We start from the raw sequence: 21193 nt of genomic DNA, 5'->3' as shown, positions 1-21193 counted from the left end.
GGACGAGCGCCCATGATAACCGCCTGGCCGGCGCTTCGTCAGGGCGCGGCCGCCAGCGACTCCGCCCGCGCCGCGCCGGCGCCGACCGATTCCAGGACGCGCCCCAGCGCCGTCATGTCCACCGGCTTGACCAGGTGGTGGGCGAAGCCGGCCTCGATGGCGCGCTCGCGGTCCCTGTCCTGGCCGTAGCCGGTGATCGCCACCAGCACCGTGTGGCGCGTTTCCGGCATCGCGCGCAGCTGCTGCGCCAGGTGATAGCCGTCGATGTCGGGCAGGCCGATGTCGACCAGCATGGCATCCGGGCGCTCGGCGCGCGCGCGGCGCAGGGCCGAGCGCGCGTCGTACTCGACCGCCGTGTGATAGCCCTGCACGCCCAGCAGCTGCGACAGGCTGTCGGCCGCATCGGCATTGTCGTCCACCAGGACCAGGCGCAGCGGCCGGTCCAGCCGCGCGCTTTCTTGCTGCAGCGGCCCCGTCGCCGCGCCGGCGTCGGGCGCCGCCTCCACGCAGGGCAGCACGAGCGTGAAGCGGCTGCCCAGGCCGACGCCGTCGCTGTGCGCGCCAACCTCGCCGCCGTGCAGCTCGATCAGGCGCTTGACCAGGGTCAGGCCCAGCCCGAGCCCGCCCTGCGAACGCGCCAGCGTGCGTGCGCCCTGGGTGAACAGGTCGAACACGCTCGGCAGCAGCTCCGGCGGCATGCCGGAACCGTTGTCGCTGATGTCCAGGGACATGCGCCCGTCCCTGCTGTCGAGCGCCAGCGCGATGCGTCCGTCCTTCTGGGTGTACTTGGCCGCGTTGTTGAGGATGTTGGTCACGCTCTGCACCAGGCGGGTCTGGTCGCCGCGCACGTACACGGGAGCGGGCGGCAAGGCCAGCTGCACTGCATGGCTCTTTTCTTCGAGCAGCGGGCGCGCCTGGTCGAGCGCGCCCGAAACGATGTCGCGGAAGTCGACCACGTCCAGCTTGAGCTTGACGAGCCCGCGCGTGACGCGCGACACGTCCAGCAGGTCGTCGATCAGGCGGCTCATGTGGCGCACCTGGCGGCTGATGATGGTGCTGGTCTGGCGGATGCGCGGCTCGTCCTTGAACTGCATCGACAGCAGGCTGGCCGAACTGCTGATCGGCGCCAGCGGATTGCGCAGCTCATGCGCCAGCATCGCCAGGAACTCGTCCTTGGCATGGCTCAGGCGCTCGGCCTGCACGCGCGCCGCGCGCTCGCTCTGCAGCAGCGCGTCGCGTTCCTGCGCCGACTTCTGGGCCACCTCGTACAGGCGCGCATTGTCCATTGCGATGGCGGCCTGGCCGGCCACGCCGGCGACGATGCGTTCGGTGCGCTCGGTGAACACGCCCGCTTCCGGATGGCCGAAGAACAGCCCGCCCAGCACCTGCCCCGCACGCGACACCACCGGCACCGCCAGGTAGCTGCGCACTGCCAGGTGGCCGGGGGGCATGCCGCTGCCGGGGCCCAGCTGCGCATAGCGCGGATCGGCGGTGATGTCGTCGCTGCGGATCGCGCCTTCGCCATCGAAGGTGGGGCGGAAGATCTCGGTGGCGCGCGGCTTGTCCAGGCGCTCCATGTCCTCGCGCAGGGCGCCGGACAGGGTGTACAGCTGCAGGCGCTCGCCATGCTCGTCTTCTGCGTTATAGAAGAAGGCGCCGAAGCGCGCCCCCGCCAGCTCGGTGCCGGCGTCGGTGATCGCCTGCAGCAGCGTGTCCAAGTCGAGGGTCGAGGCCAGCGCCTGGCCGGTGCGGTTGACCATCTCGAGCACGCGCTTCTCGTCGCGCAGCGATTCCTCGACGCGGGCGCGCCGCACCACCTCGCGAGTATGGCGCGCCACGTCCTCGGCCAGCGCGGCTTCCTGGTCGCTCCAGTGGCGCACGCGCTGCTCGTGCAGGTAGAAGATGGCCGCCAGGCGTCCCTCTTCGATCAGCGGCACGATGATCATCGAGCGCGCGTCGATGCTGGCATAGCCGGCCGCATACGGCGCCGCGTGCTCGTCCAGGGAGATATCGTCCAGGCGCAGGGTGCGCCCGCGGCGCAACTGGTCGATGATGGCCGGCCCGAAGCTGTCGAGTTCGCGCGATTCTCCCGCCAGGCTGGCGATGCCGCCGTCGGTCCAGTCGCGGTCCACGCTCACCAGGCGGCCGGAGCTGTCGATCTCGCCGTAGCCGACCCGCGCCACGCCGAGGTATTCGCCGGTCAGCCGGCTCGCGGCCTGCATCACGTCCACCGCATCGATCAGGCCGCGCAGCGTGTCGCTCAGCTTCAGGTGGAAGGCATGGCGCTGCTCGGCGAGCACGCGCGAGGTGCAGTCGGACAGCACGAAATACACGCCGATGATCTCGCCATCGTGGCGTACCGGGGTGATCGAGGACGAGAAGTAGCGCCGTTCCAGCTTGCCGTTGCGGTGGAACTCCAGCAGCGCATTCTCGAACTGGGCCGGCTGGCCCGACAGGACTTCCATGACGTAGGGCTGCAGGCGCGGCCAGAGTTCCGGCCGCACCAGCGGGAGCGGCTGGCCCATGGCGCCGGGATGCTTGTCGCCCAGCAGGAAGGCATAGGCGTCGTTATAGAACAGCCTGAGCTCCGGCCCCCAGGCGATCGCCATCGGAAACTGCGAGGCGACGATCAGGTCGGCGATGGCTTGCATGCCTTCTGGCCAATTGTCGGGCTTGACGGAGGGGAAGACGGGCCAGGGACGTTCGATCGCCTGGCCGGGCAGCGTCGCGCTACCTTCCGCAAGAAGGGAGAGACTGCTTTCGTTACTCATCAGGATAGTCCCGGTTCGATTCCACGCGGCGCCCGGTCGCAGGAGTGGGAAACCTGTCGCCGTGGTTTGTTGTATCGCCGCTAACTTTTTGTAAGCGGACGATTATAACGAGCTATCCGGATGAGCCGCGCGCGATAGCGCCGGACTAGCTGAAACGCGACTGGTACTCGCTGGGCAGGACACCCAGCTGGGTGGAAAAGGCGCGGCGCAGCTTGTATTCCGTACCATGGCTGCTGTCGCGCGCCGCCCGCTTGACCTGATCGAGCGGCTGGACATCTCACTGGAGTGATCAGCCTTGGCGATCAACAGAGAAGCGGAAGCGCGACTCGGTCTGGTACACCTCGCCCGGACGCAGGATCACGTTCGGGAAATGCGGCTGGTTGGGCGAATCGGGGAAGTGCTGCGGCTCCAGGCACAAGCCGCTGCGATGGGCATAGGTCTGCCCCTTGCCGGTGAGCGAGCCGTCCAGGAAGTTCCCGCTGTAGAACTGCACGCCCGGTTCTTCGGTGAACAGCTCCAGCACCCGGCCGGAGTTCGGCTCGAGCACGCGGGCTGCGCGCGTCATGCCCTTGCCGTTCGGCTTGTCGAGGGCGAAGCAGTGGTCGTAGCCCTGGCCATTGCGCAGCTGGACGTCGTCTTCCTCGATGCGCGAACCGATCGGACGCGGCGTGCGGAAATCGAAGGGCGTGCCCTCCACCGGCGCCAGCGCCCCGGTCGGGATCGATTCCTCGTCGATGGCGACAAACGCATCGGCATCGATGGAGAGGATGTGGCCGAGGATGTCGCCGCCACCGGCCAGGTTGAAGTAGCTGTGCTGGGTCAGGTTGACCGGCGTGGGCGCGTCGGTCACGGCATGGAAGCGGACGACGAGTTCGTTGGCATCGAGGAGTTCATACACCACGGTGACGTCCAGCGTGCCCGGGTAGCCCTGCTCGCCGTCGCGGCTGGTGTAGGCCAGGCGCAGGCTGTCGCCTTCCACCGTGGCGCTCCACTTCACCCGGTCGAAACCGGGGACGCCGCCATGCAGGTGATTGTTGCCGTTGTTGGTCGGCAGCGCATATTCCCGGCCGTCGAGCGTGAACCGGCCCTTGGCGATGCGGTTGCCATAACGCCCGATCAGGGCCCCGAAATACGGGCTGTCGCATCCGTAGGGTGCGAGCGTGTCGAAGCCCAGCACGACGTCGGCCAGCCTGCCGTCACGGTCCGGGGCGTGCAGCTCGGTGATGATGCCGCCGAAGTCGATGATCCTGGCTACCATGCCGCCGGCATTGGTGAGCGTGAACTGGGTGATGGCCTGGCCGTCCGGCAGTGTGCCGAAGGGGGCTTGTGTAATACCGGTGCGCACGTTGTTCTTGTCCTTGGATGTGGGTCGATGAACCGATCCTAACATGGTGTGCAGACAGTCCTGCGCAACGTAGCCCGCCCGTCCGGCATGGCGGTTTCGTTACCTAAATACAACAGCACCCTAAGTAGAACCACTTAGTTTGCGTTGGATCGTGCAGCTTTTTGGCGACGCGCACATGCTTTCCAAAAACCGAATAAGCAAAGAGCTAACGAATCGTGGCATCATTTCGAGTGCACTGGTAATGTAAGCTTTTTGCAACTGTACGTTTCTGTCAATATTTAAATCGACAACAAGAACGGCGTTCGGAAACACCATTCATCCACACTGGAGATATCAATGAAAAAGAAGAGTCTGGCCATCGCCATGCTGTCCCTCCTGCCGTTGGCAGCCGCCCAAGCGCAAACCAGCGTCCAGATCTACGGCATCGCCGATGCCTCGGTCGGCATCGAAGACACCGACGCACCGGGTGAAGACAGCCGCACCGTGATCAGCTCGGGCACCCAGTCCACCAGCCGCATCGGCTTCCGTGGCACCGAGGACCTGGGCAATGGCCTGAAGGCGCTCTTCAACATCGAAGCCGGCGTCGCCCTCGACAGCGGCGCCCAGGATGCCGCCGGCACCTTCCAGCGCCGCGCCGTCGTCGGCCTGCAGGGTTCCTTCGGTACCGTGACCATCGGCCGCGAATACGGCCCGATCGCCGCGGTGGCCCAGTCGGCCGACCCGCTCGGCCACGGCTTCTACGGCTCGACCCTGACCAGCTTCGGCAACGGCCGCCTGACCCGCCGCCTGTCGAACTCGGTGAACTACAAGAGCAACGACCTGAGCGGCCTGACTTTCCTGGCCGCCTACAGCGCCGGCGAACGCCAGACCGACGACCCGTCGGGCAACCTGGTCGGCGCCGCCCTCGAATACAAGAACGGCCCGCTGTACCTGGGCGCGGGCTACCAGCAGACCGAGCGCCTGGCCACCGGCGACGACAAGGAATACGCACTCGGCGCCGGCTACAACTTCGGCGCCTTCGACCTGCGCGCGGCCTACCTGGAAGCCGATCCGACCGGCGCGAACAACGAGTACAAGTTCATCACCCTGGGCGGCGTGTTCACCTCGGGCCCGAACAAGTTCTACCTGTCGGGCCACCAGCAGAAGCTGGCAACCGGCGCCAAGGGCAATGGCTTCTCGGTCGCCTACAGCTACACCCTGTCCAAGCGTACCAACCTGTACAGCTCGTATGGCCGCGTGCGTAACAACGGCCGCGCAGCCTTCGGCCTGGCTTCGGCGGGCGGTACTTTCGCACCGCCGGCTACCGCGCTCGGCGCCGATCCGTCGGTGTTCAACGTGGGTGTGCGTCACTCGTTCTAAACGAGCGTCCGCAAGCAAAAACGGCAAGCCCATGCGGCTTGCCGTTTTTTTTTGCCCCTGGCGTTCTTACGCCGCGAGCGCCTTCAAGGCACGCTGCGGTGCGCGCACGGGTTCCGGCGCCGCCTGTTCGCCGGCGCCGATGCGGAAGGCCGCCATCGCCGCGTTCAGCTTGGCCGCCTGGTCCTTCATCGCTTCGGCGGCGGCGGCCGCTTCTTCCACCAGCGCGGCGTTCTGCTGCGTCACGTGGTCCATCTCGACCACGGCCTGATTGATCTGCTCGATGCCGGCGGTCTGCTCCTGGCTGGCCGAGGTGATCTCGCCCATGATGTCGGTCACGCGGCGCACGCTGTCGACGATCTCCTGCATCGTGGCGCCGGCTTCGGCCACCAGCTTGCTGCCGTTCGCGACCTTGTCGGTCGAGTCGTTGATCAGGGCCTTGATTTCCTTGGCCGCCGCCGCCGAACGCTGCGCCAGGTTGCGCACTTCGGTCGCCACCACCGCGAAGCCGCGGCCCTGCTCGCCCGCACGCGCCGCCTCGACGGCGGCGTTCAGGGCCAGGATGTTGGTCTGGAAGGCGATGCCGTCGATCACGCCGATGATGTCGCTGATCTTGCCGGCCGATGCATCGATGTCGGACATGGTGCCCACCACCTGGCCGATCACGGTGCCGCCGCGCAGCGCCACCTGCGAGGCCGCTTCCGCCAGCACGTTGGCCTGGCGCGCATTGTCGGCGTTCTGCTTGACGGTCGAGGTCAGTTCTTCCATCGAGGACGCGGTTTCTTCCAGCGAGGACGCCTGCTGTTCGGTACGGCTCGAGAGGTCCTGGCTGCCGGCCGCGACTTCCGAGGCGGCCACGGTGATGGCATCGGTGCCGCTGCGCACTGTGCCGACGGTGCGCGCTAGGTTCTCGTTCATGGCCTTCAGCGCCTGCAGGAGCTGGCCGGCTTCGTCACGGGTCGTCACCTCGATGCGGCTGCTCAGGTCGCCGGCGGCGACCGTATTCGCCACTTCCAGCGCGCGTTGCACCGGGCGGGTGATCGAACGGGTGATCCACCATGCCACGCCTGCCGCCAGGGCCAGGGCGAGCGCGCCCAGTGCCCACATCATGCGGACGGTGTTGTCGTAGGTACGCTGGGCTTCGCCAGCCTTGTCCATGGCGATCGATTTCTGCAAGGCCGCCTGCTCGTTGATGTCCTTCTTCAGCTCCGCCATCCTGGGACGTAGCTCTTCGGCCAGGTATTGGCGCGCTTCCTCGTCCAGTCCGTCGTTGACGAGCTTGAGCAGCTGCTCCTGGCCCTGCAGGTAGCGGCCGGCCTGCTGCTTCATCCGGTCCAGCAGCGCGCGTGCCTGCGGATTCTGCAGGGTCTTGTCCAGCTGGGTCATGTCGGCCTCGATCGCCTTGCGCGCGGCGGCGATTGCCTCGATCTGCTTGGTACGGTCGCTGCGCTCTTCGTTGAGCATCATGTTGCGCAGTGCGATGGCGATCACGTCGACCTGGCCGAGCAGATGACCGGTCATCTCGAGTTTCGGCATGCGGTTGTTGACGATTTCATCGGTGCCTGCATTGATGCGGCCCAGCATAGTCGTGCTCATCACGATCATGCACACGAGCAGGACGCAGAGCAGGCCGAAGCCGAGGCCGAGGCGCGTGCCGATTTTCAGGTTGGCGAGGTTCATGTGGTTCTCCTTATGGCTGGATGTCCTGCGCGGTGGGTGGTATCCGCTCAGGCGGCTTTCTGTACGTTGGTGATCAGGCCGAGCTGCTCGGAGCTCATCAGCTTGTCGATGTCGAGCACGATCAGCATGCGCTCGCCGACCGTGCCCAGGCCGAGGATGGTGTCGCCGTCGGTGGTAGCGCCCATGTCGGGCGCCGGACGCATCTGTTCGTCCATCAGGGTGACCACGTCCGAGACGCTGTCGACCACCATTCCGATCACGTGGTTCCTGATGTTCAGCACGATGACGACGGTGAACTGGTCGTAGCTCGGCTCGCCCAGGTTGAACAGGATGCGCATGTCGACGATCGGCACGATCGAGCCGCGCAGGTTCATGATCCCCTTGATGCAGGCCGGTGCGTTCGGCAGCATCGTGGGCTCGTCGTAGCCGCGGATTTCCTGCACTTTCAGGATGCTGATTGCGTACTCTTCCTTCGCCAGGCGGAAGGACAGCACTTCGTTGTCTTGGTTGGTCTTGTGGGTATCCATCGTTGTCACTTTCTGGTTTCTTGCGCGAGATCATATTGCCTGAGCGCAAGATACATTACGTCCAATCCGGTGCGGATTCGATGGCGAAACGGCAAGACAGGGCGATTTTTTTGCCAAAACGGTGCACGGTATGGCGCCCTTGCAACGCCTTTGTCCCGCTTACCGCTGAGTTCTTATTGTTCAGAAAACATATCGCACGACCGTTCGTCGCTTTCGATGGACTGGCACGTATCCTGCATGGACCAAGGGGTCATACATCACCAGGGAGGCAGGCATGATCATCCGCAGACTCGATGCGCGCGCCATCGGAAAGGTGCGCACCCAGCTCGCCACCCTGTTGCTGGACGCGGTCGCCGATGGCCATTCGCTTGGTTTCCTGGCGGGCCTCGACGACGTGCAGCTCGAGACGTACTGGTGCGGCGTGGAGCGCGAAGTGGCGCGCGGCACCCGCGTGCTGCTGGCCGCCGAGCGCACCGGAGTGCTGGTCGGCAGCGTGCAGCTCGACCTGTGCCAGAAACCGAACGGCAGCAACCGCGCCGAACTGCAGAAGATGCTGGTGCATTGCACGATGCGGCGGCGCGGCATCGGCAGCGCCCTGCTGGAAGCGGCCGAGATCGAGGCGCTGTCGCTGCGCCGCGGCCTGCTGTTCCTCGAAACCGAAGCCGGCGCCACGGCCGAGCAGCTGGTCGGCAAGGCCGGCTACGTCCGCGTGGGCGAACTGCCCGAGTACTGCTCGACCCCGAACGGGCACTGGCGCGCCGCGGCGATCTGGTACAAGACCCTGTTCTCGCGCGTGCGCCCATGCTGATCCTGAATACCCGCATCGACGCGGCCACGCGGGTGCACGGCACCCTGGCGCTGCCCTGGGACCGGCGCGAGCGCTGCCGCATGCGCGCCACCCTGGCCTGCGGCGAAGAGGTCGCGCTGTTCCTGCCGCGCGGCGCCCCGCTGCGCCACGGCGACCTGCTGCGCGGCGACGACGGCCGCGTGGTGCGCGTGGCGGCCGCGCCTGAACCGACCTATGCGCTGCGCTGCCCCGATCCGCTGGTGCTGGCGCGCTGCGCCTACCAGCTCGGCAAGCGCCACGCCCGGCTACAGGTATGCGCCTGGGGCTTGCGCATGCGCGCCGAACCGGTGCTGCGCGACCTGGTGCTGGGACTGGGCGCCGCGGTGGAGGAAGAGCTGGCCGCGTTCGAACCGGAAGCGGACGCCTGCGCCGCCACGCTCGCAGGCGCCGGCAACCGGCCGGCAACGCTGCCACGGAAACACCATCGCCCGGTCGAGGTGGACGGCGCCTGAACGCCCTCGGGCACATACTAAGTCGGTGCTCATGTGAAATGTCACGTAGAATCAGGCATTACCAAGTGTCCAGAATACAACGTGACCGGCACCAGCTCCTCGATCGTCCGCAGGCCCCTGCGCGCCTACCTGCTCTGGCTGGTGCTGGCTACCCTGCTGCCCGGCGTCATCGGAGCGTCAATCCTGTTCGTCCACCAGTACCAGAAGGCGCGTGCCCAGATCGAGAAGAACACGCTGCAGACGGTGCGCGCCCTGGTGCACAGCACCGACAACAAGCTGCGCGAGGCGCGCTCGATCGCCCAGACCCTGTCTACCATCGACGCCCTCGCGGCCGAGGACTTCGCCCGCACCCACTACCAGGCGCGCGAAGCGCTGGCGCTGGCCGGCGGACGCATGAACGCGGTGCTGCGCGACCGTAGCGGCCAGCAGCTGATCAACACCGCGGTCGACTACGGCACCCCGCTGCCGCGCCACCCCACCCCTTCCATCGAGCAGGTCTTCGTCACCGGCCAGCCGGCGGTGTCGGACGTGTTCCAGGGCCAGCTGCGCAAGAGCGCGCTGGCCAGCGTCGACGTGCCGGTGCGCGTGCGCGGCCAGGTGCGCTACGTGCTGAGCATCGGCCTGGGTCCGGAAGAGTTCGACAGCCTGCTGGGCCCGACCTCGGTGCCGGAAGGCGCCGTCGCCTCGCTGTTCGACCGCAAGGGGATCATCTTCAACCGCAACATCAACCGCGACAAGTCGATCGGCCAGCCGGTCAACCCGCTGTTGCGCGACGCGGCCAGCCGCCAGCAGGAAGGCACGATCGCCTCGCGCTCGCGCGAAGGCAAGCCGCTCCTCACCAGCTACGCGCGCTCGCCCCTGAGCGGCTGGGGCGTGGCGATCGGCATCCCGCGTGAATCCCTGCGCACGGAGTTGATGGACCAGCTTGCCCTGATGGCCGGGGTGGCCGCGGCTCTGTTCGCGATCGGCCTGTGCCTGGCCTGGCTGATCGGCGGCCGCCTGGCGCGCTCGGTGCAGGCGCTTACGGGCCGGGCTCAGGCGCTCGGCGTGGGCGACACGCTGCCGCCCCTCGAAGACGTGCACGTGCGCGAGGCCGCGGAAGTGGCGTCGGCCATGGCCGATGCCGCCACGCTGCTGTCGGAGCGCTCGCGCCAGCTGGCCGCCAAGGAATCGGCGCTGCGCGAGACCCACATGCTGGCGCGTTTCGGCACCTGGCAGTGGAAGCAGGGCAGCGAAGAAATCGAGGTCTCCGATTCGGTTCCCCACATCTTCGGGCGCCCGATGCCGCCCTTCCCGCAGCAGCGCGGCACCGTGCTGAGCGAAGAGTCGTGGCTGCAGGTGCAGCGCCTCACCGGAGAACTGGTGCGCCAGGGCGGCAGCGGCAAGCTGCAGCTGCACGCCTTCCACGCCGACGGCCACCGCATCTGGCTCGACTACCGCTGCGAGAGCGTGCACGGGCCCGACGGCCGGGTGGTGGCGCTGCGCGGCAGCATGCAGGACATCACCGAGCGCGTGCGCGCCGAGGAAGCCCTGCGCCAGGCCGACCAGCGCAAGAACGAATTCCTGGCGATGCTGGCGCACGAGCTGCGCAACCCGCTGGCGCCGATCTCCTCGGGCGCCCAGCTGCTCGGCCAGGACAGCCTCGAGCCGGCGCGCGTCAAGCAGATCAGCGCCATCATCGCGCGCCAGGCGCGTCACATGGCCGGCCTGGTGGACGACCTGCTGGACGTCTCGCGCGTCACGCGCGGCCTGGTGGTCCTGACCAAGGAGCGCATCGACATCAATGCGGTCGTGCAGGACGCCGCCGAACAGGTGCAGGCCCTGGTGCACGGCAAGGAGCACCGCCTGGAGGTGCAGCTGCTGCCCCAGCCCTGCTTCGTGCTGGGCGACCGCAAGCGCCTGGTGCAGGTGGTCGGCAACCTGCTGCACAACGCGGCCAAGTTCACCGAGCGCGGCGGCCGCATCGCGGTGGCGGTGAGCAGCGCCGGCGAGACCGTGATGGTGGAGGTGCGCGACAACGGCATCGGCATGCTGCCCACGGAACAGGAGCGCGCCTTCGACATGTTCGTGCAGGGCGAGCGCACGCCCGACCGTTCGCTCGGTGGCCTGGGGATAGGCCTGGCGCTGGTGCGCAGCCTGGTCGAGCTGCACGGCGGCAGCGTCCATGTGAGCAGCGCCGGCCATGGCATGGGAAGCAGCTTCACGGTGCGCCTGCCGCGCTGCCATGAACGCGCCGGCGACGCGGACGGCGACGCCGGCGACGCGGCGCCAGGATCGAGCCTCAGGGTGCTGGTGGTGGACGACAACGTCGACGCGGCCCAGATGCTGTCGATGTACGTGGGCGCGCAGGGACATGAGGTGCGGGTCGAGCACGACTCGCTCGAGGCGCTGGCGCAGGCCGCCAGCTTCGCGCCCGAGCTCTGCCTGCTCGACATCGGGCTGCCGGAGATGGACGGTTACGAACTGGCGCGCCGCCTGCGCCGGCACCCGGCCACCGCCGGTGCGACCCTGGTGGCGGTGACCGGCTACGGCCAGGACCAGGACCGGCGCAACAGCGCGCAAGCCGGCTTCGACCACCACCTGGTGAAACCGGTGGACATGGCGGCGCTGGAGAAGATCCTGGCCGGCGCCGCGGCCGAGCCTTCCAGCGCGTAGTTCAGCGTTTCACGCTGCCGAAGGGGTCACCCTTCTTCCAGGACGGCATGGTGGGCGCGTTGGCCACCGCATAGCCCAGGTTGAGGGTGAACTGGGCTTGTTGCACCATGCCCGACAGGTCCCACTCGGGGCGGTACTCGTCGCTCACCTGGTGGTAGTCCTTCTTGAAGCCCACCATCTTCTCGCTCGAGGCGGCGTGGTCGTGGGCGAACTCGAAGTGGCCGTCGCCCGAGAACACGGCCGAGCCCACGTTAAAGGCCGGCACGCCCGCCTTGGCGAAATTGAAGTGGTCGGCGCGGAAGTAGGCACCCGACAGGTCGGGGATGGTCGGCGCCAGCTTCAGTCCCATTCCCTTCGCCACCTGGGCGGCGGTGTCGTACAGGGTGCTGCGCTCGGCGCCCGGCACCCCGATGTCTTTCGTCTTGCCGACGAAGTTCAGGCTGTCGAGATTCAGGTCGGCGGCGGTCCGGGCCAGCGGCACCGCCGGGTTCTTCACGTAGGCGGCACTGCCCAGCAGGCCCTGCTCCTCGGCCGCCGGCCACAGGAACACCTGGGTGCGGCGCGCCGGCTTCTTCACCGCCTCGGCGGCCATTGCCAGCAGCGCGGCGGTGCCGGAGGCGTTGTCGATGGCGCCGTTGTAGATGCGGTCCGTTTTACCGGGCTGGGGCTTCTCGTCGATGCCCATGTGGTCCCAGTGCGAGGAATACACCACCGCCTGTTCCTTCAGTTTCGGGTCGGTGCCGGGCACGATGCCGGCCACGTTGTACTGCTCGACCATGCGGATGGCGGACTTGATCTCGACGTGAGCGGCGATCTTGAGGTCCACAGGACGGAAGTCGCGCCGCTCGGCCTGGGCGCGCAGCTTGTCGAGGTCGAAGCCGCCGGCTGCGAACAGCTCGCGCGCAGTCTCTTCGTGCAGCCAGCCTTCGACCGGGTTGCCCGGCCCCGCCAGGTGGAAGCGCTCGTGCGAGAAGCCGTTGGCCGGCACGCTCCACGGGTAGGACGAGGACGGCAGCGTATGGATCAGCAGCACCCCGGCCGCGCCCTTGCGCACGGCTTCCTCGAACTTGTACAGCCAGCGCCCGTACCAGGTGTAGGCCTTGCCGGCGAAGCGCTTCGGTTCTTCCACGGTGGGCTGCGGGTCGTTGACCATCATGACCAGGATCTTGCCCTTGACGTCGAGGCCCTTGTAGTCGTCCCACTTCTCCTCGGGGGCCGATACGCCGTAGCCGACGAACAGCAGCGGCGCGTCGAAAGACAGCTGGGTGCGCCCGCTGGCGGTGCCGAACACGATGCCCTTGCCGATCTCCGGCACGATGCGCCTGGATCCGGCCTGGAAGCTCACCGCGCTGCCCGGCAGCAGCCTGGTGCCTTCGATCTCGACTTTCTGGCGGTAGCCCTCGCCCTTGGGAAAGGCCGGTTTCAGGCCGATGATCGCGGCCTGGGTCTCGAGGTAGCGCACCGCAAGCTCGCCGCCGCGCTGGCCGGTGCCGCGGCCTTCGAACAGGTCGTCCGCGAGGAAGGCCAGGTGGCCGCGCAGGACCGGTTCGGAGACCGCGGGCGCCTGCTGGGCAAGGGCGTGGGTGGACAGGCCCAGCGCGGCGGCCAGGGCAAGGGGGGAAAATCGCATCGAAGAATCCATTCAGGAATGCCGGCTCGGCAAAAGCGCCATCTTAACCCGGCAACCATATTCGGCGCGGCTGCCTTGCGGCGCCCTGCCTCGCGCGCCTATACTTGCCTTCTACCGAACAGGGACATGCCATGACCATCACCCGCCGCACCGCCGCTACCACACTGGTTGCTCTGGCCGCCCTGCCCCTCGCCACCCGGGCCCAGACCGGGAAACACAAGAAGGAAGCTTCGCCCATGTACGGATTGATCGGAAAAATGCGCGCCCATCCGGGCCAGCGCGATGCCCTCATCGCCATCCTGCTGGAGGGCACGGCCGCCATGCCGGGCTGCCTCAGCTACGGCATCGCCAAGGACAAGCTCGATGCCGATGCGCTGTGGATCACCGAGACCTGGGTCGACCAGGACAGCCACAAGGCCTCGCTGTCGCTGCCCGCGGTGCAGGCGGCAATCGCCAAGGGACGTCCGCTGATCGCCGGCTTCGGCGAGCGCTTCGAGACCGAACCGGTGGGCGGCCACGCCACGATGTCGAAGAAGTCCGCGTAGCGTTCAGGCGGCGGTGGGCGCCCCGGCAAAGGGCCGCGCGTCAAGCGGAATGTCGATGACGAAGGCGGTGCCCTCTTCCAGGGAACTGGACATCATCACGCTGCCTCCATGGGCTTCGGCCACCCGCCGCACATAAGGCAGGCCCACGCCCCAGCCTTCGCCATTGCCCTCCGCCAGGCCCTGCTTGCCGGCGCGGCGGTACAGCTGGAAGATGCTCTCGCTGTCTTCCGGCGCGATCGGCGGGCCCTGGTTATGCACCATCAGCTGCACCCGCTCGGCCGTGGTCGATACCGTCACCTGGATCGGCGCCTCGTGGTCGCCGTACTTGATCGCATTGTTGACCAGGTTCTCGACGGCGCGCCAGATCGCCTCGCCGCACCACCAGCCTTCGAGCGGCTCCGCATCGATCGCCAGTGCGATGGGGTGGAAAGCCTCGGCCGACTGGACGACGTCGCGCACCAGCGCCACCAGGTCGACGCGGTCGATCTGCAGCGTCACCATGCCGGTCTTGCAGAAGGCGATCCGGTCGAGCAGCTCGCGCGTCATGCCGTCGATGCGCTGGGTACTGGCCACGATCTTGTCGGCGAAGCGGCGCGCGTTCGGGTCCTGCGAGGTGTGGTTGATCATCTCGGCCGCCATCTGGGCCGTGGACAGCGGCGTGCGCAGGTCGTGCGCCATCGCCGCGACAAACTGCTCGCGCAGGGCCGCCTGCACCACGGTGAAGGCGTTCGCGCTCTCGCGGATGGTGGCGTCGATGTGGGCGAACAAGGTGGCGCGCTGCCCTTCGTCCAGCAGCACGTCGTGATGGGCCAGTTCGCGGAACAGGACGTTGCGGAAGATCTGCATCTCGTGGATGACGGCGGTGGCATCGTAGCTCGTCATGCGCGCACGCTCGCCGCCATGCTCGCTGGCGAGCGCGCCGAGGTCGGTGAGCAGGCGCGCCGAATGACCCGGGGTGAGCAGCGCAGCCAGGGTATCGAAGTAGGCCGGCAGGGTGTTCTCGGCGATCGGCGGGGCCAGTTCCTGCGCCTGCGGCACCGCGGCGCGTACCTCGATCATCCAGGCGTCGATGATGGGGCGGCGCAAGGCCACCATCGCCCGCGTGACGGGCGACAAATCGGGATCGTCCGGGGACAGGTGTCCGGTCAGGTTGGCGCTCATCGGGAAAGCGGTCGCGTTGTCAAATTAGAACGTGACCCCAGTCTACACGACGGTCTTTACGGGCGGCGCGTGAAGGAATGGCCGCCAGCGGCCCAGTCGCGCAGCGCTGCCGGGCTACTGGCCGAGCCAGAGGCGGTAGCCGACCCCGGTTTCGGTCAGCAGGTGGCGCGGCTGGGCCGGGTCGTCCTCCAGCTTGTGGCGCAGGTGGCCCATGTAGATGCGCAGATAGTGTCCGTTTCCGGCATGGCCCGGTCCCCAGACCGCCCGCAGCAGCTGGGGGGTGGTCATGACCCGGCCGGCATTGCCGACCAGGACCGACAACAACCGGTACTCCGTCGGCGTGAGGTGCACGTGCTTGCCGTCGCGCGAGACGCTGCGTTCCTGCGGGTACACGGCGACGCTGCCGAAACGCACGCTGCCGTCGTCGCGGGTAAGCGGCTGGCGCTGACGCCGCAGCGTGGCGCGTACGCGCGCCAGTAGTTCCCCGGTGCCGAAAGGCTTGGTAAGGTAGTCGTCGGCGCCGGCGTCCAGCGCGCGGATCTTTTCGCTCTCCATCGAACGGGCCGACAGCACGATGACCGGGGCCGCCGACCATTTGCGCAGGTCGTGGATGAAGTCGATGCCGTCGCCGTCGGGCAGGCCAAGGTCGAGCACCACCAGTTCGGGGCGGCGGGTGCCGGCGTCGATCAGGCCGCGCGCCATGCTGGCCGACTCATGGACCTGCCAGCCCTCCTGCTCCAGCGCGGCGCGCACGAAGCGGCGGATGTGGGGCTCGTCCTCGACCAGCAGGGCACTCGGTTTGTCACTCATTGCTTGCTTTCATCGAAGCCGTCGGGGAGTTCGGCGTCCGGCATGTCGGGCGGACTGCCTGCCGGCAGCGAAAACACGAAGGCGGCGCCGCCCAGCGGCGAAGCACAGGCGCGGATGCCGCCGCCGTGCGCCTCGACGATGGCGCGGCAGATGGCCAGCCCCAGGCCGACGCCCGGCAGCGCCGATTCGCGCTCGCCTCGGGTGAACTTGCCGAAGATCCGATCCTCGCTCCCCGGGCTCAAGCCAGGACCGCTGTCGCAGACCATGACCTCCACCACCGCGCCGCGCAGCGTCGCCGACACTTCGATGCGCGAACCCGCCGGCGTATATTTTGCGGCATTCTCGAGCAGGTTGCACAACACCCGCTCGACCAGTACGGCGTCGAAGCGCAGCAAAGGCACGTTGTGCTGCAGGCGCACCATCACGTGGTGACTGCGCAAGGCCGCGCGGCTGGCGCGCAGCGCGCTCCCGACCACCTCTTCCAGCGCCTGCCAGTCGAGGTTGACCTGCACCTGGCCGCTCTCGATGCGCGCCATGTCGAGCAGGTTGGTCACGAGGGTGCTCATGCGCAGCGCCTCCTCGTGCAGCGCCCCGGCCAGGCCGGCGGCCTGCTCCGCCAGCGGCGGCTCGCCGCGCAGGAGCGATTCCGACAGGCCCACCAGCGACGTGAGGGGCGTGCGCAGGTCGTGCGAGAGCGCGGCCAGCAGCGAATTACGCAGGCGCTCGGACTCCATGCTGACCAGGGCCGACTGCGCGACCTCGACGTAGTGCACGCGCTCGAGCGCGATCGCGGCCAGCGCCGCCAGGGCGTCGAGCTGGCGGCGCTGCTCGGGAACCAGGACCCAGCGCCCGGCATCCGGCTCGATCGCCAATACCCCGCGGGTACGCATCGGCGCCACCAGCGGCAGGTAGAACACCGGGCTGGCCGGCAGCGTATCCGTGCCCAGGCCGGCGCTTTGCGCATGATCGAAGGCCCACTGGGCGATGCCCGCATCGAAACCCGGCGGCACGGCGCCGGGCACGGCCAGCCTGCCGTCCGCATCGGGCGCGAGCAGGACCGCTCCGGCCCCGAACGAGTCGCGGACGACGGCCTGGGTAGCCTCGACCACCTGGTCCGCCACCAGCACGCCCGAGAGATCGCGCGCGAATTCGTACAGCGCCCGCACGCGGCGCTCGCGCTGGGCCGCGACCCGCGCCTGGAAGCGCAAACCGGCCGTGAGATGGCCCGTGATGAGCCCGACCGCCAGCATGACCGCGAAGGTGATCAGGTACTGGAAGTCCGACACCGCGAAGGTGAAGTGCGGCGGCACGAAGAAGAAATCGAAGCAGGCCACGCCGACGCAAGTGGCGGTGACGGAAGGGGCGCGGCCGAAGCGCACCGCCACCAGCAGCACCACCAGCAGGAACAGCATGGCGATGTTGGCAGGGTCGAGCCAGTCCTGCAGCGGCATCAGGACCGCTGCGGCAAGCAAGCCGGCGCCGGCCGCCGCCAGATGCGGCAGGGGCCGCAGCGCGCGCGGAGCGGCGTCGCGCGTGGCGGACGCCGTTTCGGGCTTGGCCGCGACGGCCGGGGCGCCGACCTCGATCAGGTCGAGCCCGGGCGCCAGCCGCGCGAGACGGCGCGCTACCCGGCGCTGCCAGGGCCAGCGTGCGCCGGAACGGCCGAGCGCGATCTTCGACAGGTTGTGGCTGCGGGCATAGTCGACCACGGCCAGCGCGACGTCGTCGCCCGCGACCGTGGACGTGTCGGCCCCGAGCTTGGCGGCCAGCCGGAGTGCGGCCAGCGTGCGCTCGCGGGCGCGGCCCGGCATGCGCGACAGGCCGGGCGTCTCGACGTAGAGCGCATGCCAGTTGGTGCCCAGCTGCGAGGCCATGCGCGCGACGCTGCGCACCAGGTGTTCGGCTCCGCCGTCCGGCCCGACGCAGGCCAGCAGGCCGGCGCCGGTCTTCCAGATCGCCTCGACCGACTGCTCGATGCGCCAGGCGCGCACCTCGTCCTCGGCTCGGTCGGCGGTGCGCCGCAGCGCCAGCTCGCGCAGCGCGATCAGGTTGCCCTTCCTGAAGAAGTTGCCGGCCGCGCGCTCGGCCTGGGCCGGCTGGTAGACCTTTCCCTGCTTGAGGCGCGCCAGCAGCGCGTCGACCGGGAGGTCGACCAGCACGATCTCGCTCGCCGCGTCGAACACGCCGTCGGGCACCGTCTCGGCCACCCGCACGCCGGCGATGCCGCCGACCACGTCGTTCAGGCTTTCCAGGTGCTGCACGTTGACGGTGGTGAGCACGTCGATCCCGGCGTCCAGCAGTTCCTCGACGTCCTGCCAGCGCTTGGGATGGCGCGAGCCGGGCGCATTCGAATGCGCCAGCTCGTCCACCAGGATCACCCCTGGCCGCCGTGCCAGCGCGGCATCGAGGTCGAACTCGGCGATGCGCACGCCGCGATGCTCGACCTGGCGGCGCGGCAACACCTCGAGGCCGTCGAGCAAGCGTGCGGTCTCCTCGCGCCCGTGCGTTTCGACCACGCCGACCAGCGGGCTTGCGCCTTCCTCCCGCAAGCGGTGCGCTTCCTGCAGCATCGCGCAGGTCTTGCCGACGCCGGCCGATGCACCGAAGTAGATGCGGAGCTTGCCGCGCGCGGCGCTGCGCTCCTGCTCGCGCAGCTGCGCAAGCAGGACATCGGGGTCGGGTCGTTGGGAAGCGTTGTTCGGCATCGTTCAGCGAGTATCGCGCACCTGCGCGTCCAGCGCCAGGTTCAGGGCCAGAACGTTGACGCGCGGGGTGCCGAAGGGACCGGCCGCGTTGCCCTCGGCGTGGGCATCGATCAGTCGCTCGACGTCGGCGCGGGCAAGGCCGCGCGCCCTGGCCACCCGGGCCGCCTGCCAGCGCGCGCCCGCCAGGCTGATCTCGGGATCGAGCCCGCTGCCCGATGCGGTGACCAGGTCGACCGGGATCGGCGCATGGTTCTCCGGGTCGCCGGCGCGCAAGGCTTCGATGCGGGCCTTGACCGCATCGTGCAGGGCCGGGTTGAGCGGCCCCTGGTTGGAGCCGGACGAGCCGCCGCCGTTGTTCGGCATCGGGCCGGTAGCGGAGGGACGGCCCCAGAAGTATCGCGGGGCGCTGAAATGCTGGCCGATCAGGCGCGAGCCGACCACCCGGTCGCCCTGCTTCACCAGGCTGCCGCCGGCCTGCTCGGGAAAGGCGGCCTGGGCGACGCCGGTGACCAGCAGCGGATAGGCGACTCCACAGACCAGGGTCAATGCGCCGAACAATACCAGCGCGGGACGAATGACAGATTGCATGCTCGGTTCCTCAAACCAGGTTCAGCGCGGTCAGCGCCATGTCGATCAGCTTGATGCCCGCGAAGGGCAGGACAATGCCGCCCAGGCCGTACACCAGCATGTTCCGGCGCAGCAGGCTGGCGGCGCCAATCGCGCGGTAGCGCACCCCTTTCAGGGCCAGCGGGATCAGGAACACGATGATCAGGGCATTGAAGATCACCGCCGACATGATGCTCGACGCCGGGCTGGCGAGCTGCATGACGTTGAGCGCCTGCAGCGCCGGATAGGTGCCGACGAAGGCCGCCGGCACGATGGCGAAATACTTGGCGATGTCGTTGGCGATCGAGAAGGTGGTCAATGCGCCGCGCGTCATCAGCATCTGCTTGCCGATCTCGACGATCTCGAGCAGCTTGGTCGGGTTCGAATCCAGGTCGACCATGTTGCCGGCCTCCTTGGCGGCCTGGGTGCCCGAGGCCATCGCCACCGCCACGTCGGCCTGGGCCAGCGCCGGCGCGTCGTTGGTGCCGTCGCCGGTCATCGCGACCAGCTTGCCCTCGGCCTGGTAGCGCCGGATCAGCGCCAGCTTGTCCTCGGGAGTGGCCTCGGCCACGAAGTCGTCGACCCCGGCCTCGGCCGCGATGGCGGCGGCGGTCAGCCTGTTGTCACCGGTGATCATCACGGTCTTGACGCCCATGCGGCGCAGTTCCGCGAAGCGTTCGCGGATGCCGCCCTTGACCACGTCCTTCAGCTCGACCACGCCCATCACGCGACCGCCGTCGGCCACTACCAGCGGCGTGCTGCCGCGGCGCGCGGCGGCGTCCGCGAGCGCCGCCACCTCGGCGGGATAGGCCTGCCCTGACGCCTCGACGTAAGCGCGGATGGCGCTGGCGGCGCCTTTGCGCAGGCGGCGCGCGCCGACGTCGACGCCGCTCATGCGTGTCTGGGCCGTGAAGGGCACGAAGCTGGCGTCCAGCGCCGCCATGTCGCGCTCGCGGATGTTGAAGCGGCTCTTGGCCAGCACCGCGATGCTGCGCCCTTCCGGGGTCTCGTCGGCCAGCGACGCGAGCTGCGCGACGTCGGCCAGTTCCCGTTCGGTGACGCCCGGCGCCGGCAGGAAGGCGCTGGCCTGGCGGTTGCCGAAGGTGATGGTGCCGGTCTTGTCCATCATGAGCACGTCGACGTCGCCCGCCGCCTCGACCGCGCGGCCCGAGGTGGCGATGACGTTGGCGCCCATCATCCGGCTCATGCCGGCCACGCCGATGGCCGACAACAGGCCGCCGATGGTGGTCGGAATCAGGCAGACCAGCAGTGCCACCAGCACCGTGATCGTCACCGGCGTGCCGCTGCCGGCAGCCTCCACCGCGAACAGTGAGAACGGCAGCAGCGTGACAGTCACCACCAGGAACACAATGGTCAATGCCACCAGCAGGATGGTCAGCGCGACCTCGTTCGGGGTCTTCTTGCGCGAGGCGCCTTCGACCATGCCGATCATGCGGTCTAGGAAGGTCTCGCCCGGGTCGGCGGTGACGCGCACCACCAGCCAATCCGACAGCACGCGGGTGCCGCCGGTGACGGCGCTGAAGTCGCCGCCCGACTCGCGGATCACCGGCGCCGATTCTCCGGTGATGGCGCTCTCGTCGACCGATGCCACGCCTTCCAGGACTTCGCCGTCGACCGGAATCACGTCGCCCGCCTCGACCAGGAAGTGCATGCCCTTGCGCAGCTCTTCCGACTTCACCGGGTGCCAGGTGGCGCCATGCTGCGGCGACGGCAGCTTCTTGCCCATGACGGTCTGCTTCAGGCTGCGCAGCGAGGCGGCCTGCGCCTTGCTGCGGCCTTCGGCCAGCGCCTCGGCGAAGTTCGCGAACAGCACCGTGAACCACAGCCAGGCGGCGGTGGCGGCGATGAAGCCGGCCGGCGCCTCGCCCTGCCCCGCCAGGGCGTCGAGCGCCAGCAGAGTGGTCAGGATGCTGCCGGCATAGACCACGAACATCACCGGGCTGCGCAGCTGGATGCGCGGATGCAGCTTGCGCAAGGCATCGACGACGGCCGGACCGACCAGTTTCGCGTCGAACAAATTCAGGTTGCGGCGTGCCGGCAGGGCCTGGGGAATGGGTGCTTCGATGACAGGTGTATTCATGA

The 21193-nt window shown here is 68.5% G+C and carries 15 protein-coding genes; 5 read left to right on the top strand and 10 right to left on the bottom strand.

The genetic code is table 11. The features are described 5' to 3' along the window. Window positions 1-38: 38 nt before the first annotated feature. Together FG94_RS20275 and FG94_RS20270 are read right to left on the bottom strand one after the other, a co-directional pair. On the bottom strand, window positions 39-2771 hold the full coding sequence (locus FG94_RS20275; protein WP_036215453.1) for a GAF domain-containing protein: 2733 nt from the start codon (window positions 2769-2771) through the stop codon (window positions 39-41). Between the two features lie 289 nt (window positions 2772-3060). Beyond that, window positions 3061-4161 (bottom strand): aldose epimerase family protein, encoded by a 1101-nt coding sequence (locus FG94_RS20270; RefSeq protein ID WP_081926103.1) that lies wholly within the window; start codon window positions 4159-4161, stop codon window positions 3061-3063. A gap of 291 nt (window positions 4162-4452) precedes the next feature. Here FG94_RS20270 and FG94_RS20265 point away from each other — a divergent pair, with 291 nt between their 5' ends. Next, window positions 4453-5475: a porin gene (locus tag FG94_RS20265; RefSeq protein WP_036215449.1), complete on the top strand. Its 1023-nt coding sequence runs from the start codon at window positions 4453-4455 to the stop codon at window positions 5473-5475. A 66-nt stretch (window positions 5476-5541) separates the two neighbouring features. Here the strand turns inward: FG94_RS20265 and FG94_RS20260 are convergent, their stop codons facing one another. Beyond that, window positions 5542-7152, bottom strand: coding sequence for a methyl-accepting chemotaxis protein (locus FG94_RS20260; RefSeq protein WP_036215447.1), 1611 nt, complete (start codon window positions 7150-7152; stop codon window positions 5542-5544). A gap of 47 nt (window positions 7153-7199) precedes the next feature. Continuing rightward, entirely contained in the window at window positions 7200-7679 is a 480-nt protein-coding gene (locus tag FG94_RS20255; RefSeq protein WP_036215444.1) for a chemotaxis protein CheW, read from the bottom strand. Window positions 7680-7953: 274 nt separating this feature from the next. Between FG94_RS20255 and FG94_RS20250 the strand changes: the two genes are divergently transcribed. From FG94_RS20250 to FG94_RS20240, 3 genes are all read left to right on the top strand, one after another. Beyond that, window positions 7954-8487 (top strand): GNAT family N-acetyltransferase, encoded by a 534-nt coding sequence (locus FG94_RS20250; protein ID WP_036215442.1) that lies wholly within the window; start codon window positions 7954-7956, stop codon window positions 8485-8487. Then, on the top strand, window positions 8481-8978 hold the full coding sequence (locus tag FG94_RS20245) for an urease accessory protein UreE (protein ID WP_036215441.1): 498 nt from the start codon (window positions 8481-8483) through the stop codon (window positions 8976-8978). The genes FG94_RS20250 and FG94_RS20245 overlap by 7 nt, the downstream gene beginning before the upstream one ends. A gap of 81 nt (window positions 8979-9059) precedes the next feature. Further along, window positions 9060-11633: an ATP-binding protein gene (locus FG94_RS20240; RefSeq protein ID WP_229446007.1), complete on the top strand. Its 2574-nt coding sequence runs from the start codon at window positions 9060-9062 to the stop codon at window positions 11631-11633. A gap of 1 nt (window position 11634) precedes the next feature. On the opposite strand, the gene FG94_RS20235 is transcribed toward FG94_RS20240, so the two are convergent. Continuing rightward, window positions 11635-13263 (bottom strand): M28 family peptidase, encoded by a 1629-nt coding sequence (locus tag FG94_RS20235; protein ID WP_036215439.1) that lies wholly within the window; start codon window positions 13261-13263, stop codon window positions 11635-11637. Window positions 13264-13394: 131 nt separating this feature from the next. Between FG94_RS20235 and FG94_RS20230 the strand changes: the two genes are divergently transcribed. Continuing rightward, the gene (locus FG94_RS20230) at window positions 13395-13808 is read left to right on the top strand and encodes a putative quinol monooxygenase (RefSeq protein ID WP_081926102.1); all 414 of its coding nucleotides are present in this window, start codon (window positions 13395-13397) and stop codon (window positions 13806-13808) included. A gap of 3 nt (window positions 13809-13811) precedes the next feature. Here FG94_RS20230 and FG94_RS20225 read toward each other — a convergent pair whose 3' ends face one another. From FG94_RS20225 to kdpB, 5 genes are all read right to left on the bottom strand, one after another. Continuing rightward, on the bottom strand, window positions 13812-14969 hold the full coding sequence (locus FG94_RS20225; RefSeq protein WP_036215437.1) for a sensor histidine kinase KdpD: 1158 nt from the start codon (window positions 14967-14969) through the stop codon (window positions 13812-13814). A gap of 114 nt (window positions 14970-15083) precedes the next feature. Next, window positions 15084-15779 (bottom strand): two-component system response regulator KdpE, encoded by a 696-nt coding sequence (kdpE, locus tag FG94_RS20220; protein ID WP_036215434.1) that lies wholly within the window; start codon window positions 15777-15779, stop codon window positions 15084-15086. Then, complete coding sequence (locus tag FG94_RS20215) at window positions 15776-18484, bottom strand: DUF4118 domain-containing protein (protein WP_036215431.1); 2709 nt, start codon at window positions 18482-18484, stop codon at window positions 15776-15778. The genes kdpE and FG94_RS20215 overlap by 4 nt, the downstream gene beginning before the upstream one ends. 3 nt (window positions 18485-18487) lie before the next feature. After that, window positions 18488-19072, bottom strand: a complete 585-nt coding sequence (gene kdpC / locus FG94_RS20210; protein WP_036215428.1) for a potassium-transporting ATPase subunit KdpC — start codon at window positions 19070-19072, stop codon at window positions 18488-18490. Window positions 19073-19082: 10 nt separating this feature from the next. Further along, complete coding sequence (kdpB, locus tag FG94_RS20205) at window positions 19083-21191, bottom strand: potassium-transporting ATPase subunit KdpB (protein WP_051996947.1); 2109 nt, start codon at window positions 21189-21191, stop codon at window positions 19083-19085. Between the last annotated feature and the right edge of the window lie 2 nt (window positions 21192-21193).

This window comes from Massilia sp. LC238 (genome assembly GCF_000735635.1).
In the GTDB taxonomy this organism is placed as follows: domain Bacteria; phylum Pseudomonadota; class Gammaproteobacteria; order Burkholderiales; family Burkholderiaceae_D; genus Telluria; species Telluria varians.
The sequence above is the reverse complement of the archived record's forward strand: the minus strand, read 5'-3'. Positions and strand labels throughout refer to the sequence as shown.

Excerpts from the sequence above, each read along its gene's own strand:
- FG94_RS20275 (WP_036215453.1), bottom strand. The coding sequence starts at position 2,771 with ATGAGTAACGAAAGCAGTCTCTCCCTTCTTGCGGAAGGTAGCGCGACG.
- FG94_RS20270 (WP_081926103.1), bottom strand. The coding sequence starts at position 4,161 with ATGTTAGGATCGGTTCATCGACCCACATCCAAGGACAAGAACAACGTG.
- FG94_RS20265 (WP_036215449.1), top strand. The coding sequence starts at position 4,453 with ATGAAAAAGAAGAGTCTGGCCATCGCCATGCTGTCCCTCCTGCCGTTG.
- FG94_RS20260 (WP_036215447.1), bottom strand. The coding sequence starts at position 7,152 with ATGAACCTCGCCAACCTGAAAATCGGCACGCGCCTCGGCCTCGGCTTC.
- FG94_RS20255 (WP_036215444.1), bottom strand. The coding sequence starts at position 7,679 with ATGGATACCCACAAGACCAACCAAGACAACGAAGTGCTGTCCTTCCGC.
- FG94_RS20250 (WP_036215442.1), top strand. The coding sequence starts at position 7,954 with ATGATCATCCGCAGACTCGATGCGCGCGCCATCGGAAAGGTGCGCACC.
- FG94_RS20245 (WP_036215441.1), top strand. The coding sequence starts at position 8,481 with ATGCTGATCCTGAATACCCGCATCGACGCGGCCACGCGGGTGCACGGC.
- FG94_RS20235 (WP_036215439.1), bottom strand. The coding sequence starts at position 13,263 with ATGCGATTTTCCCCCCTTGCCCTGGCCGCCGCGCTGGGCCTGTCCACC.
- FG94_RS20230 (WP_081926102.1), top strand. The coding sequence starts at position 13,395 with ATGACCATCACCCGCCGCACCGCCGCTACCACACTGGTTGCTCTGGCC.
- FG94_RS20225 (WP_036215437.1), bottom strand. The coding sequence starts at position 14,969 with ATGAGCGCCAACCTGACCGGACACCTGTCCCCGGACGATCCCGATTTG.
- kdpE (WP_036215434.1), bottom strand. The coding sequence starts at position 15,779 with ATGAGTGACAAACCGAGTGCCCTGCTGGTCGAGGACGAGCCCCACATC.
- FG94_RS20215 (WP_036215431.1), bottom strand. The coding sequence starts at position 18,484 with ATGCCGAACAACGCTTCCCAACGACCCGACCCCGATGTCCTGCTTGCG.
- kdpC (WP_036215428.1), bottom strand. The coding sequence starts at position 19,072 with ATGCAATCTGTCATTCGTCCCGCGCTGGTATTGTTCGGCGCATTGACC.
- kdpB (WP_051996947.1), bottom strand. The coding sequence starts at position 21,191 with ATGAATACACCTGTCATCGAAGCACCCATTCCCCAGGCCCTGCCGGCA.